Raw genomic sequence first — 14,172 nt, forward strand, 5'->3', positions numbered from 1 at the left:
GTCGGCCCGGTACACCTGCCGACCATGTCTTCCAGTTGCAGGAGATCGCTTGCCCCTCGATTCGACCCCACCGACCATCCACCTGACCTTCATCCCCTCCGAACACGGATTCGCCTGGTGGGGCGGACCCGATATCGCCGCCCACCTCGCCGAGGTTGGTCTTCCCTCCGGACGGGAGGCCACCGTCCGTCTGGCTCAGCCCGAAGGCGACCGGGTGATCGCCGCCGATGTCGGGGTCACGATCACCGACCTCGTGCCCTCGGTTCGGGCGCTCGCCGAGTCGGTCACCTCGCCGAGGTGGTTCGCCGATTCCGCTCGAGTCTGGAGTGACCTCTGTGCGGAGTTCGCCGGTCCATCCCGAAGTGAGGACTCCGAGCGCGCCGAGACCTCTGACCTCGTCATCGAGTCCGCCATCGACCGCCTGCCGCCTGCCGGGCATGCCGTCCTCAATGATGCCGAAACGGCGATGATGTCCCCACAGGCACTGGTCGGCAGGCTGAGGTCTGCTCTGCAGACCGAGGACTCACTCGTCGGAGTCGACGCAGTTCTGCGGCCCTACCAAGCCCACGGAATCACCTGGCTGCGAGAGCGATCCAGCGAATCCTCGGGGGCGATCCTCGCCGATGAGATGGGGCTGGGCAAGACGATCCAAGCCATCGGCCTCCTCGCCACCAGCGCAACCGAGCGGCCGCACCTCGTTGTGGCACCCACCTCGGTGGTGGGGAACTGGAAGCGGGAGCTCGAACGCTTCGCGCCGCAGATCCCCGTCATCGTCCACCATGGAGCCGACCGTTCCCTCCCGAACGACATGGCGTCCGGGACGGTTGTGCTCACGAGCTATCCGTTGCTGCGCGCCGACGACGTGCTCATGGAATCCGAATGGGCCGTCGTGGTCTTCGACGAGGCCCAGCAGGTGAAGAATCCCCGGTCTCAGCTGGCCAGGGCTGCGCGAGACCTTCGTGCCCGGTCGAAGATTGCGATGACCGGAACCCCGGTTGAGAACAACCTCGACGAACTGTGGTCGATCTTCTCCGTGGTCAATCCGCATCTGCTCGGCAACCGACGACGGTTCCGACAGCGGTTCATCGTCCCGATCACCCAGAGGCGGTCCGAAGCGGCGGCGACCACGCTGAGCGCCCTCATCGAACCTCACCTGCTGCGCCGGACGAAGGACGTCGTCGCCGACGAGCTTCCCCCGCGCATCGACACCTCGGTGGTCTGTGGTCTCACCGCGGAACAGGCCCGGTTGTATCGGCGGGCGGTCGACCAGGCGTTCGATGACGGGTTCGGTTCGGGGTTCGGCCGCAACGGCCGGGTCCTGGCGCTGGTCACCGCTCTCAAGCAGATCTGCAATCACCCGGCTCAGTTCCTCGGCGAGGAAGTCGGGGAGCTGGGCGGCGAGGAGGACGGCGCGGAAGCGGGTGAACGGTCCAGCGACAGGGCAGGTGGGCGGTCCGTCAAGGAGATCGGCGAGGAGGTCAGCGAGCAGTCTAACGGGCAGGCCGATGTGCAGACTGGCCGACAGATCGACAGGCGAGGGCGCTCGGGGAAGTTCGATCGCGCCTGCGAGATGCTCGCCGAGATCGTCGCTGCCGGTCGCCGTGCCCTGGTGTTCACTCAATACCGGGTGATGGGCGAGATCCTCGCCGAGGCGATCGCCGAATCGACTGGGTGTGCCTCGATCCCCTTCCTTCACGGAGGGCTGTCGGCAGCAAAGAGAGACGCCATGGTTCGGGAGTTCCAGGAGGATGATGATGCGCCGCCGGTGCTCATCCTCAGTCTTCGGGCGGCCGGGTTCGGGCTCAATCTCACCAGAGCCTCGCACGTCATCCACTTCGATCGCTGGTGGAACCCTGCGGTGGAAGAGCAGGCCACAGCGCGCGCCCACCGGATCGGGCAGCGGGAGACGCTCGAAGTCCACACCCTCATCACTGAGGGCACCATCGAAGATCACATCGACCGCATGCACAACCGGAAGCAGGGTATGGCGAACCTTGTCACCGGCGATGCCGTAGCAGCCCTCGCCGCACTGCCGGATGAGGAGCTGCGGGATCTCTTCACCCTCGACGCGAAGGAGATGAACTGATGGCCGGAGTGGAGTTCGGAATGACACTGTGGGGTCGGGCATGGCTGCGGGTCGTCGAACCGATCAGTGCCGCCCCCAACCCGAAGCTGCCCAATGCCCGCCGTCTGGCGCGCAGTCTCGATGACGACCTGAGAATCGAGCCGGGTCGGATCACGGCTGCGTTCGATGCCGATCGGGTCGAGGTCGAGGTGCCGTTGTGGACCGACGCTGAGCGGGCCGTCATCGACAGGATGGTGAGTTCGTCGGAAGCGCCCGCCTCGGCGGGGGATCTGCCCGATGAGCTGGTCGGAGAGCTGAAGTCGGCAGGCGTCGAGGTGGCGTGCGCACTCGAAAGGCTGCAGACGACCTGCTCGTGCCGCTCACGCGCGGAGAACTGCGTCCATGTGCTGGCCGCGATCTACGCGGCGGTGCTGCTCATCGACCAGCAGCCGACCCGTGCCGTGGATCTGCGGTCGCCGAGGCGGCAGAGAGTGGAGGCCCTCATCGACCCGGATTGGATCGCCCTCGGCGACGTCGATGCGGACCATTTCTACGCACTGCCTCGGTGACGTTTCGTTGCTCTGAGCCCGATTTTCGGATGCGATGACCGGCTTCGTGCCGGAGTGATCTGTTCACACGCGGCTGCTCCGAATTGCGCCTCGGCGGAATCGGTCGGTTGGGAGTTGAATGTTTGGTCGATCCGACGCAGTTCCGGCGCGGCTGAGACGCCGCGGATCGACCAAACAATTCAGCAGCGGATGGGTGTGGTGCTCTATTCGACGACCTCGACCTCGGTGAAATCAAGACCGGGGGAGTGGACCTCGGCGGCGCGGCGGATGCGTTCGGCGGTGAGCTCGCTGATCGTCGGGAACTCTGCCTCGGTCCCGGGCCGCCCGTCACCCGCGTCGCCCCCGACCTCGCCATCCGTGGCAGCGTTGCCCCCAGCGGTGGCATCATCGCCCCCGACGCCCGCTCCACCCGCGCCACCCGCAGCCATCACGGCCTGCGCGTTCTTCGACCGCAGCGGCTCCGGGGTCTGGACGAGCACGAACGACCGCGAACCCTCGTCGCGTATGTTCGCCTCCATCACCGCCTGCGCTGTGGTTCCGGAGCCGGCGAAGAAGTCGAGCACGATGGCGTCGGGGTCGAAGAAGGTCTGTGAGTCCACGAGTGCCTTGACCAGCTCCACGGGCTTCGGATAGCTGAACACCCCGCCGAGTCCCAAGGGGTCCAGATCGTTCTGCCCGCCGAGTGCCTTGATAATCGAGTACATCTTCGAACTCGCCGTCTCCGCCGGGGTCACCCGCACCACCGCATGCTTGCCGTCCGAGCCCCAGGGCCGCAGGATGTACTCACCCGTCGCCAGCTTCGCGTCCACCTCGGCGAGTTTCTTCGCCCCTTTCACCGACAGGATGTCCTCGTACATCAGCCGCCGTTCGGACCCGCGCGCGTACCGGCCGAATCCGGCGCGCAGCACATCGGTCTCCACGAGCATCCGACGCCCGTCGATGATCTCGAGCTTCGCCGGCGACTTCTTCTCCGTGAGGAACGGGCCCACGCGGTCGGCATCCCGCCCCCACACGTGGATGTAATCATGCCCGCGGACGAATGAGCGCGCATTGCCCCCGCCTTTCGCGCGCTGGTGGATGAGCGTGCCCAGCGAATTGTCCTCGCCGAAGATCTCGTGCCCGAGCAGCTGCGCCCACGCGCTCTCCCGGTCATCGAGATGGAGGAAGAGCACCCCGTCCTCGCGCATGAGCTCGCGAGCCAGCAGCAGCCTCGGCGCCATGAAGGACAGCCAACTGTCGTGATCGTGCCCATGATCCTTGTACGTATGCGCATTGCCCGTGTTGTACGGCGGATCGATGTAGACGACCTTGACCCGCCCGCGATGCGTGGCGAGCAGCGCCGTGAGGGCGGGCAGATTGTCCCCGACGACGAGCAGATTCTCACGCGGGTCCGGGGTCCGCGGTGATCCGTCGCCGTCCTTCAGGTGCGGACCGTGGGCACCCTCGCCGAGGTGGGGGCTGGGATCCCCGTCAGGCCCACCGAAGCGAGGGCCGGGAATCGCTTGGTCGATGAGGCGACGACCGAGAGCGAAGGCGGCGGCCTTGCCCGGCCATTGCAAGACGGTCGTCATCCTTCTCCTTCATCCCGAACGGTGCCAAGATTGCTGTATGAGTATTTCACGAGTGGCCGTCGTCGGTGCCGGACTCCTCGGTCTCACCGCCGCCCGCGAGATCACCCAGCGACTTCCCGACGCCGAGGTCACGGTCTTCGACAAGGCCGATGGCGTCGCCGCCCATCAGAGCGGTCACACCTCCGGCATCGTCGATTCCGGGCTCGAGCAGATCCCCGGCTCCGAGGCGGCAGAGCTCGCCCGCCGAGGCGTGGAGAGGCTCGTGCCCTATATGGCCGAGAACGGAGTGCCCTACCGCGAATGCGGGCAGCTCCTCGTCGCCCAGAACACTGATGAGGCCGAGCGGCTCGAAGAGCTCTTCACCCGAGCCAAGGACAATGAGGTTCCCGGTGCCCGGCTGCTCGACCGCCGCGAGATCGCGACGGTCGAACCTGCGGCCCGAGGCGTGCTCGGACTGTTCGCGCCCCATGCCGCGGTCGCCGATTTCGCCGCACTCACCGAGGCGCTCGCCGCCGACGTCCGCGCCGCCGGCGGCGCGATCCGACTGAGCACCGAGGTGACTGATTTCGACGCCATGAGCAACGAGGTCCGCCTGCGCGGACGTGTGGTTGAACCGGGAGCGCGAGACGGACGCGGTGCTGAAGACGACGCCGGTGGTGCGGGAGATTCGCACGAGGGAAACACCGGAGACGCCGATCGTGGTGGTCGTGCTGGTGGCTCGAGCGGTTCGGACAACTCTGGTGAGGACGGCATCGATGATCAGGTCTATGACCGTCCCCGCACCTACCGCGGCAGTGAGAGTCGGGAACCGGTCATCGGCATCGGCGATGAGCTGCGCAGCCGCTTCGGCGAACAGGACTGGTTCAGACAGGCCGAATCGACGATCGGCGAGTGGGCCGAGAGGCTCTCGAGCTCATGGTCGCGCGGTTCGGACACTCACGGTACGGACGCGCGCGGCTCGGGTCGCGATTCTGATCGCGCCTCGGGGAACGAGCGTGGCGCGGCCGCAGGCGCACCCGCCGAAGAGGTGCTGGGTTCCTTCGACATCGTCATCGTCTGCGCGGGCCTGCAGGCCGATCGTCTCGCAGTCGCCGCCGGATTCGATGAGCGGCCGCGCATCGTGCCCTTCACCTGCGACTACTACACCGCTCAGGCATCGGGAACCGGGCGGCCCTCCGGCCCCGAGTCGACATCGGGCACCGGGCCGACATCAGGCACAGCAGAGGTCCGCGGCATCATCGGCACCGTCCCCGACCCGAATGCGCCCTTCGCTGAGACCTCGATCATCCGCGGACTCGGACACTCCCTCACCATCGGACCGAATACCTTCGTCGCCCTCGGCCGAGAGTCCTACGCGCGGCGCGGGTTCGACCTCGGCGACATCGGCTCGACCGCGCGATTCAAGGGATTCTGGAAGTTCGCCGCCCAGACCGCGAAGACCGCGGCCAAGGGAGTGAAGACCGTGGTCAGCAAGTCCGCCTTCATCGACGAGGTGCGCAGAATCGTCCCCGAACTCGATGCCGACACCGTCAACGCAGGCACGCGCGGAGTCCGGGCGCAGGCGATGAACGACGACGGTGAGCTCGTCGACGATCTCACCGTGACCCGGCGCGGCAGGCTGACCGTCGTCAGGGCCGTGCCGAAGTGGGGAGCCACCTCGGCGCTGGCCATCGCTGAGTCCGTCGTCGATCGGGCGTTGGAGGGCGGTCCCACCAGTTCCCCCGGTCGCTGAGCGCTGCACTGACCCGGCCTCGGCGACTGTGGGGATTGCCAGCGGCATCCACCGCCTCTCTCACTCGGAGTGACGTTCGAGGAATTCGTAGACCTCGGTGTCGTCGACGCCGGGCACTGCTCCCGGAGGGACCGCGGCCAGCAGGGAGGCGTGCATGCGCGCCGACGGCAGCGACTTCTCCTCCCACTTCTCGGCAAGGTCCCCCGGCGCCTGCCGGCAGCACGACGGGTCGGGGCATTCCGACCGTGAGCGGATGGTCGATTCGCGGCCCTCGAACCAGCGGACATGGGCGAAGGGAACGCCGACGCTGATCGCATAGTCGCCGCCGGGCAGGACGCGGGCGGTGCACCAGAACGACCCCTGCGGAGTGTCGGTGTACTGGTAGTAGGGGCTGAAGCGGTCGGCGACGCGGAAGACTGTGCGCGAGGTGAAGCGCTTGCACGCGAACTGGCCCTCGATCGCACCGAGCGGGTCGGTCGGGAAGGGCAGACCGTCGTTCGAGTACGCCTTGTGGATGGTCCCCGAGTTGTGCACCTTCATGAAGTGCACGGGCAGACCCAGGTGCTCCGTGGCGAGGTTCGTGAACCGGTGCGCGGCCATCTCGTAGCCGACGCCGAACATATCGCGCAGGTGCTCGACCGAGAGCACGCGCTTCTTCTTCTCCTCCACGAGCATCGGCACCGCCGAGCGCTCGGGCAGGAGGATCGCCGCGGCCAGATAGTTCGCCTCGACGCGCTGTTGGAGGAACTCGTGGAAATCCTTCGGCGAATCGTAGCCGAGCACATGCGGGGCCAGACTCATGAGCAGATGGGAGCGCGGATCGAAGGCGGCATCCGTGTTCGGCAGGTAGAGGCGCTTGTTCTCCGTGTCCGAGATCGACCGGGTCGATTCCGGCAGGTCCGAGACGTAGTGGAGGCTGAACCCGAGCTTCTCCGCGATGAGCGCCGTCTGTCGCTGTGAGACCGTGCCCGATTCGTAGCCGACGAGGTCGAGCAACTCTGTGGCAGTGGCCTCGAGATCGGCGAAGTAGTTGTTCTTCTCCTTCATCCGATCCCGCAGCTCACGGTTCGCGCGCCTGGCCTCCTCAGGAGTCGCGGCACGGCGTTCGAGGACCTCGCCGAGCTGTCGCTGGAGACCCACGATCGCCTCGAGGGCATCGGCAGGCAGCGACTTGATCCGCACCTGCGGCAGCCCCAGCGACGAGTACATGGGGGAGGCCTGATTGCGTTCGGCTTCGAGCTCGAGCGCCTGACGTTCGTCGATCGGAGCGGGGTCGATGAGGTCGGCGACATCGGTCTTCAGCGCCTTCGCGATCGCGGCCAAGAGCGTGACAGAAGTTTCTCGCTTACCGTTCTCGATCGTCGAGATCTGCGAGGCCGCACGCCCCACTTCCTGCCCCAGCTCGCTGAGGGTCAGCCCGCGCTGTTTGCGAAAAAATCGGATTCTTCTGCCGATGCTCAACGGATCGGTCTGCTGGCCTTCGGGTTCGACTTCCGCTTCGATGCTGATCACGGTGCCTCCAATCGCTTCTGTGCCTCAGTTCGCACGTTCGAAAATCAGTATGACAGAACACGGAAATTTCTGAAACCGGAAATATCGAGATTATTCACCCGAAAAAACTCTATCGGACCCCTTGCAGCCCCTCCAGACTGGATACATCAACAACCCCGAACGAACGAGAAAGTGAAGGACAATGACTGAGAACACCACGCAGAGCAACTTGCACGATGCTGAAGCCATCCGCCGCGACTGGGCCACCAACGCCCGCTGGTCGGGAATCGCTCGTGACTACGAGCCCGAGGATGTCGTCAAACTGCGCGGTTCGCTGATCGAGGAGCACACCCTGGCTCGCCACGGAGCCGAGCGCCTGTGGAACCAGATCACGGCCGGTGACATCCACTCCGGCGACTACGTCAACGCGCTCGGCGCGCTGACCGGCAACCAGGCCGTCGAACAGGTCAAGGCCGGCCTCAACGCCATCTACCTCTCCGGTTGGCAGGTCGCCGCGGACGCGAACGCCGCCGGACAGACCTACCCCGATCAGTCGATCTACCCGGCCAACTCGGTTCCGCAGGTCGTGCGTCGGATCAACAACGCGCTGATGCGCGCCGACCAGATCGAGACCTCGGAAGGCAACAAGCAGGTCGACGACTGGTTCGCTCCGATCGTCGCCGACGCGGAAGCAGGTTTCGGCGGTTCGATCAACGTCTACGAGCTCATGCGCTCGATGATCAACGCCGGCGCTGCCGGTGTCCACTTCGAGGATCAGCTCGGATCCGAGAAGAAGTGCGGCCACCTCGGCGGTAAAGTCCTCGTTCCGACTTCGCAGCACATCCGCACGCTCAACGCGGCTCGCCTCGCAGCCGACGTCGAGAACGTGCCCAGCCTCGTCATCGCCCGCACCGACGCCGAGGCGGCCACGCTGATGACCTCGGACATCGACGAGCGCGATCAGAAGTTCGTCACCGGTGAGCGCACCTCGGAGGGCTTCTACAAGATCACGAACGGACTCGAAGCCGGCATCGCCCGCGGTCTGTCCTACGCTCCGTACGCGGATCTGCTGTGGATGGAGACCTCGACTCCGGACCTCGAAGCTGCGAAGAAGTTCGCCGAGGCGATCCACGCCGAGTACCCGGACCAGATGCTGTCCTACAACTGCTCGCCGTCGTTCAACTGGAAGAAGCACCTCGACGACGCCACGATCGCGAAGTTCCAGCGCGAGCTCGGTGCCATGGGATACAAGTTCCAGTTCATCACCCTGGCCGGCTTCCACGCCCTGAACTACTCGATGTTCGATCTCGCCCACGGCTACGCCCGCGAGCAGATGAAGGCCTACGTCGAGCTGCAGGAACGCGAGTTCGCTGCCGAGGACCGCGGCTACACCGCGACCCGCCACCAGCGCGAGGTCGGCACCGGCTACTTCGACCTGGTCTCGACGGCTCTCAACCCGGAGTCCTCGACCACCGCTCTGGCCGGATCGACCGAAACCGCTCAGTTCAGCTGAGCAGATGAGGCCGCTGGCCCCGGGCAGACTTCCGGGGTTCGCGGAGCCCCGCCCACCCGGGCTCACGGGCCCGGGGGAGGCACCGGCCAACGGCCGCCACGAACCCGGCGCGGGTCGGCAATGTTTTCACGGGGTTTGCATTGCCGGTCCGCGCCGTCACACCACAGATCGAACAACCCCGCCAGGCGTCACGCGCCTCCACCAACAGCACCACCACCATCGCCACCATCGCACCATCCAGGCAGCCACTACGACGGGTGAGGAGAAGCCCATGTCTTACATCAAGATCAACGCGCCGCTCGAAACCGGCTTCGGCACCGTCCTCTCGGAGCCTGCTCTGACCTTCATCGCAACCCTGCATGACGAGTTCGCCGGCACCATCAGCGACCTGCTGCGCGCACGCGCCAACCGGGCCGAGGAGATGAACGGCGGAACCCTGCCGCGCTTCAAGCCCGAGACGGCCCGCATCCGCGCCGACCGGTCCTGGACCGTCGTCGGCTCGCAGGACGCTCCCGGACTCGAGGACCGCCGCGTCGAACTCACCGGTCCGGTCACCGAACCCGAAGTCGTGGCAGCGCTGAACTCGCAGGCCAAGGTGTGGCTGGCTGACCTCGAAGACGCTACGAGCCCGAACTGGGCCAACATCATCGGCGGTCAGGTCAACCTCTTCCGCGCCATCCGCGGCCGGCTGCCGGGAATCAACAACGACAACCAGCCGACGATCGGACTGCGTCCGCGCGGTCTGCACCTGCCGGAGAAGCACCTGCTCTACGTTGATGACAACGGCGATGAGTTCGCGACCTGGGGTGCCCTCGTCGACTTCGGCCTCTACTTCTTCCACAACGCCCGCCACCTCATCAGCAACGGCTCCGGCCCATACTTCTACCTGCCGAAGCTCGAGTCCTCGCAGGAGGCTCGTCTGTGGAACAAGATCTTCGTCAAGGCTCAGAACATGCTCGACATCGAGCAGGGAACCATCCGCGCCACCGCTCACATCGAGACGATCACTGCTGTGTTCCAGATGGAGGAGATCCTCTACGAGCTGCGCGACCACTGCGCGGGACTCGAGGCCGCCGGCTGGGACTACCTGTTCTCCGTGGTGAAGAACCTGCGCTACGCCACCGACTACGTGCTGCCCGACCGGGAGCGACTGACGATGGACCTGCCGCTGATGAAGGCCTTCACCGACCGCCTCGTCGCCACCTGCCACCGTCGCGGTGCGCATGCGATCGGCACGATGTCGAACCTCATGGCCGACCACCCGGACAAGGAGTTCGTGGCCGCCGAGTTCGAGCGCATGCGTGAGGACAAGGCTCGTGAGGCCTGGCAGGGCTTCGACGGCACGTGGGTCGCCGATCCGGCTCTCGTCCCGGCCGCTCTGGCCGTGTTCGACGCCGCTCTCGGCTCGAAGCCCAACCAGCTGGAGAACAAGCGTCCCGACGTGCAGGTGACCAGCGCGAACATCCTCGACATCACCGGCCTCGAGCCGATCGTGACCGAAGAGGGTGTGCGGGTGAACATCCGCGTGGCCATCGGGTACATGAACGAATGGCTCGGCGGCAACGGTCACGTGGCGCTGGAGAACCAGCTCGAGGACGTGTCGACCGCGGAGATCTGCCGCTCGCAGATCTGGCAGTGGATCCACCACGAGGTGACCCTCGACAACGGCCAGCAGGTGACCCGTCACCTGGTCGAGCGCTACCTCGGTGAGGAGCTGGCTGCGATGGATCGTCGCCCCGACGATCACTTCGACGAGGCCGTGGAGATCTTCCGCGCCACAGCGCTCGACGAGCCCTTCGCCGAGTTCCTCACGATGCCGGCCTACAACGACCACCTGGTCGACCGGGTGTCGAAGACCGACGCGGAACTCTACGTCGCCTGACCCAATTACTACTGTGAGGATTGATAGTGGCTGGTCTGGGACTGGCTGGCAGAGTAGGAACTGACCGTCCCATCGATCATCATGACTCGAATTACTGCTGACTCAGACGATGTCATCGTCAGGATCTGTCTGATGATCGGTGGGCGGTCGGCCCCGGCTCGGCCCACATCGGTAACTTGATCAGAAGGTTGTCCGTTCCTGACCGAACGTGACTCATCACAGTAGTGTTCCGACGTGACTATCTCCCGGACCGGAGCCGACCGTTCGACGGTCGGACATCATCCGCTCTAACACGGGAGAATCACGAACCGTCATGACTATCATCTCGCACTTGTACGCGTTTGTCGTCGGCGTCGACACACACGCGAAGAACCACGTCTACGCCATACTCACCAACCGCGGTGAGCACCTCGATACCCGCGAATTCCCGACCACGAATACTGGCCTGGCACGCGCGTTGGACTGGGTCGGGCGTCGCACCGGCGGGCACCTGGACACCCTGTGGGTGATCGAAGGCATCGGCACCTACGGAGCGATCCTGGCCGAGAACGTCGCTGAGGCTGGGTATACGGTCGCCGAGGCCGCGAGCATGAGTGCCCGCGACCGTCACAGCACGGGTAAGGATGACCAGATCGACGCCCGCAGAATCGCGACCACCGTCCTGCCCTTGGAGCAGTCGCGGCTGCGCGTGCCCAGACAGGCCGATGGGCCGCGTCAGGGACTGCGGATCCTCGTGGGTGCCCGCGAGTCCATGACGCGGGAGAAGACCCGCACCATCAACGCGCTGACCGCGTTGTTGCGGGCGAACGATCTCGGTATCGATGCCCGACGGAAACTGTCAGTCGCCAAGATCCGCACGGTGTCGAAATGGCGGGGCCGGAACGAGCCTGTGGCCCGTTGTGAAGCACGTCGGGAAGCGATCCGGTTAGCCAAACGCGTCATCGAACTCGATGCCGACATCAAGGATTACGCCACACGGATTCTGGCTCTGGTGAAGGACAGTCCTGCCGCTGTGCTGCTGGCCCAGCCGGGGATCGGACCGATCACTGCCGCCGTGTTCTATCTGGCGTGGTCTCATCCAGGACGGGTGCATTCCGAGGCTGCGTTCGCGAAGCTGGCGGGGGTGAATCCGATCCCAGCATCGTCGGGCAATGTGGTGAGATTCCGACTCAACCGCAGCGGGGACCGCCGGTTGAACTCCGCGTTGTACATGGTGGCCATCACGAAGCTGTCCTTCGATGAGGAGACCCGAGCGTACATGGCTAAACGACTTGGGGAAGGGAAGTCGAAGAAGGAGGCTATCCGGTGTATCAAGCGGTTTGTGGCCCGGAGAGTTTATCGGCTTCTCGAGGCGACGAGCGTGGTTGGGCAGGCCGCTTGACAAGCATAGAAGGATCCCGACGGCGGCCCAGCAACCTCGCGCGAGGTTGCTGGGCCGCCGTCGGGTAGTTCTGGGAGGAGGCGAGAGCGTCAGGACCAGTCGTCCATGTCCTCGGGCGGCCACGGCTCGCCGTCGGCCTCGGCGTTGAGCTGATAGGCGATCGCACCGTCGATGGACTCGCGGATGATGTCGGCGTGACCGGCATGCCGGGCCACCTCGGTGTTGAGATGCAGGAGGATCCAGCGCACGGTCATGACGAAGTCCTGCGGCATCCACGGATTCGGCGGGGTCGCGCTCTCTGCCCCGAGATCGACACCCGTGTCGATGACGGTCTGACGGACGTCATCGATGCCGGCGATGACGCGCTCGAAGATCTCCACCACCTCGGCGATGTCGAGATCGGGCACGGCGGAACTGTCGAACATCCCCTCGAGGCCGAGTTCGGCATTGATCGCAGGAAATTCCTCGAAGGGAAGCACGCGCTCGGGGTTCTCGACCTGTTTGAGCCAACCGTTGACCACCTGAGCGACATGGGCGATGAGGCCTTTGATGCTGGCCGAACTGGCCGTCGGGGTGCTCGCCGACTGCTCATCGGTGAGGTCGCGGGCGGTGAGTCTGAGCTGAGTGCACTGTTGGGTGAGGAAGCTGAAGGCTGCATCGGTCTCGTCGGTGACGCTGGGTGCGAAGAAGGCCATGATCTCTCCTGATCGTCCGTGTCCGATCCGGTGTTCCGGTTCGTGTCTTCGAGTATTGACTTCGATGAGGACATATAGTGTCCGCATTGCACGATGTCATCGAAATGGTTGCGGGGTCGAGGCGATCACTGCATCGAGCCGAGCAGCGCGCCGAACTGAGCACCGCGTCGTACCAGGCCGGGCACCGAGAAGGAGTCGTTATGCATTCAGAGACGAGGCTGCTGTCGTTGCTGGGAATGTTTGCGTCGGGCCGGACATATTCGGCGCAGGAACTCGCCGTCCACTTCGAGTGCACACCCCGGACCATCAGGCGTGACATCGCCGAGCTGCGCGAGCTCGGCTACGTCATCAGGTCCATACCGGGAACTGAGGGCGGCTACCGCGCCGAGTCCCGGACGATGCTTCCGCCTCTGCAGCTCGAGGCAGGGGAGGCGCTGGCCACCGCCGTCGGTCTCGCTCTGCTGCGCGGTGCGGGGCTGGACACCGCGAATGCGGGGTCGGCGACTGAGAAGCTGCGCGGCATGCTCCCTCCGGAGGCGCGCACGGCAGTCGATGGGATCAGCACCGCGGTCTCCGTTCCCGAAGGCCACGTCCCCGGAGTCGACCTCGACTCGGTCATCACCCTCGCAGCGGCCATCGCCGCCCGCACAGTCGCGACCTTCGACTATTTGAAACGCCCGCCGTCATGGGCAGAGACTACCGCGACCGACGAAGCGAGCGCACCCGACCAGAAGAGGCAGGGCTCCCGTGCGCAGAGGCAGGCCTGCAGTCCGCAGGGGCAGGCCCGTCGCGTCGAGCCTGTGCAGCTGGTCGTCCTGGGCGGTCATTGGTACCTCTACGCCTGGGACCTTGAGCGCAGTGATTGGCGCGTCTTCCGGCTCGATCGGATGAGCGGCGTCCACGCCACGACTTTCGTGTTCTCCTCCAGGGATCATCCCGACGCCGAGGCTGCCGTGAGTTCCGCCGTCACCTCGGCCGCGTACCGGCACACGGTGGTTCTGCGGACCGATGTGGGTGTGGAGGAAGCGAGACGGTGGTTCCCGAGCAGGGCGGCGACGGTCGCCGAGGCTGCCGACGGTGTCCGTGTCACCTTCGGTGTCGACGATCTGAGATGGGCGGCGGTGATGGTCACGATGACTCCCGCGCCTTTCGACGTCATCGAACCGGACGGGCTGTTGGCCGAACTCACGGCGCTGGCCGACAGGGCGCGGTCCATCGGTCAGACGGGGAAGTCGGCGCTGGGCACCGGCGAGTGAACCGAACCGTCCGCGTT

The 14,172-nt window shown here is 65.5% G+C and carries 10 protein-coding genes; 7 read left to right on the forward strand and 3 right to left on the reverse strand.

Features of this window, described 5'->3' with window-relative positions:
* Positions 1-49 precede the first annotated feature (49 nt).
* Both GUY23_RS02435 and GUY23_RS02440 read left to right on the forward strand, forming a co-directional pair.
* Positions 50-2,086, forward strand: a complete 2,037-nt coding sequence (locus GUY23_RS02435; RefSeq protein ID WP_166969425.1) for a DEAD/DEAH box helicase — start codon at positions 50-52, stop codon at positions 2,084-2,086.
* A complete protein-coding gene (locus tag GUY23_RS02440) occupies positions 2,086-2,634 on the forward strand; it encodes an SWIM zinc finger family protein (RefSeq protein ID WP_166969427.1) in 549 nt (182 codons plus the stop codon). The genes GUY23_RS02435 and GUY23_RS02440 overlap by 1 nt, the downstream gene beginning before the upstream one ends.
* Before the next feature lie 203 nt (positions 2,635-2,837).
* On the opposite strand, the gene GUY23_RS02445 is transcribed toward GUY23_RS02440, so the two are convergent.
* A complete protein-coding gene (locus GUY23_RS02445; RefSeq protein ID WP_166969429.1) occupies positions 2,838-4,205 on the reverse strand; it encodes a site-specific DNA-methyltransferase in 1,368 nt (455 codons plus the stop codon).
* Positions 4,206-4,242: 37 nt separating this feature from the next.
* Here GUY23_RS02445 and GUY23_RS02450 point away from each other — a divergent pair, with 37 nt between their 5' ends.
* A complete protein-coding gene (locus GUY23_RS02450; protein ID WP_228282670.1) occupies positions 4,243-5,937 on the forward strand; it encodes an FAD-dependent oxidoreductase in 1,695 nt (564 codons plus the stop codon).
* A gap of 60 nt (positions 5,938-5,997) precedes the next feature.
* On the opposite strand, the gene GUY23_RS02455 is transcribed toward GUY23_RS02450, so the two are convergent.
* Positions 5,998-7,449 carry an XRE family transcriptional regulator gene (locus GUY23_RS02455; protein ID WP_228282671.1) on the reverse strand — a complete coding sequence of 484 codons (1,452 nt, stop codon included), beginning with the start codon at positions 7,447-7,449 and terminating at the stop codon, positions 5,998-6,000.
* A 181-nt stretch (positions 7,450-7,630) separates the two neighbouring features.
* Here GUY23_RS02455 and aceA point away from each other — a divergent pair, with 181 nt between their 5' ends.
* The 3 genes from aceA to GUY23_RS02470 all read left to right on the forward strand — a co-directional run bounded on the left by aceA (position 7,631) and on the right by GUY23_RS02470 (position 12,204).
* Positions 7,631-8,941, forward strand: coding sequence for an isocitrate lyase (gene aceA, locus GUY23_RS02460; RefSeq protein ID WP_166969431.1), 1,311 nt, complete (start codon positions 7,631-7,633; stop codon positions 8,939-8,941).
* 271 nt (positions 8,942-9,212) lie between these two features.
* Positions 9,213-10,823 (forward strand): malate synthase A, encoded by a 1,611-nt coding sequence (aceB, locus tag GUY23_RS02465; protein WP_166969433.1) that lies wholly within the window; start codon positions 9,213-9,215, stop codon positions 10,821-10,823.
* 313 nt (positions 10,824-11,136) lie between these two features.
* Positions 11,137-12,204, forward strand: coding sequence for an IS110 family RNA-guided transposase (locus tag GUY23_RS02470; protein WP_166969435.1), 1,068 nt, complete (start codon positions 11,137-11,139; stop codon positions 12,202-12,204).
* Positions 12,205-12,293: 89 nt separating this feature from the next.
* Here the strand turns inward: GUY23_RS02470 and GUY23_RS02475 are convergent, their stop codons facing one another.
* A complete protein-coding gene (locus GUY23_RS02475) occupies positions 12,294-12,899 on the reverse strand; it encodes a mycothiol transferase (RefSeq protein WP_166969437.1) in 606 nt (201 codons plus the stop codon).
* A gap of 200 nt (positions 12,900-13,099) precedes the next feature.
* Here GUY23_RS02475 and GUY23_RS02480 point away from each other — a divergent pair, with 200 nt between their 5' ends.
* The gene (locus GUY23_RS02480; RefSeq protein WP_166969439.1) at positions 13,100-14,155 is read left to right on the forward strand and encodes a helix-turn-helix transcriptional regulator; all 1,056 of its coding nucleotides are present in this window, start codon (positions 13,100-13,102) and stop codon (positions 14,153-14,155) included.
* Positions 14,156-14,172: the final 17 nt, after the last annotated feature.

The organism is Brevibacterium atlanticum (genome assembly GCF_011617245.1).
Lineage (GTDB): Bacteria > Actinomycetota > Actinomycetes > Actinomycetales > Brevibacteriaceae > Brevibacterium > Brevibacterium atlanticum.

What these genes read in the sequence shown, in the direction of transcription:
- GUY23_RS02440 (WP_166969427.1), top strand. Translation starts at nt 2,086, where the DNA reads ATGGCCGGAGTGGAGTTCGGAATGACACTGTGGGGTCGGGCATGGCTG.
- GUY23_RS02445 (WP_166969429.1), bottom strand. Translation starts at nt 4,205, where the DNA reads ATGACGACCGTCTTGCAATGGCCGGGCAAGGCCGCCGCCTTCGCTCTC.
- GUY23_RS02450 (WP_228282670.1), top strand. Translation starts at nt 4,243, where the DNA reads ATGAGTATTTCACGAGTGGCCGTCGTCGGTGCCGGACTCCTCGGTCTC.
- aceA (WP_166969431.1), top strand. Translation starts at nt 7,631, where the DNA reads ATGACTGAGAACACCACGCAGAGCAACTTGCACGATGCTGAAGCCATC.
- aceB (WP_166969433.1), top strand. Translation starts at nt 9,213, where the DNA reads ATGTCTTACATCAAGATCAACGCGCCGCTCGAAACCGGCTTCGGCACC.
- GUY23_RS02470 (WP_166969435.1), top strand. Translation starts at nt 11,137, where the DNA reads ATGACTATCATCTCGCACTTGTACGCGTTTGTCGTCGGCGTCGACACA.
- GUY23_RS02475 (WP_166969437.1), bottom strand. Translation starts at nt 12,899, where the DNA reads ATGGCCTTCTTCGCACCCAGCGTCACCGACGAGACCGATGCAGCCTTC.
- GUY23_RS02480 (WP_166969439.1), top strand. Translation starts at nt 13,100, where the DNA reads ATGCATTCAGAGACGAGGCTGCTGTCGTTGCTGGGAATGTTTGCGTCG.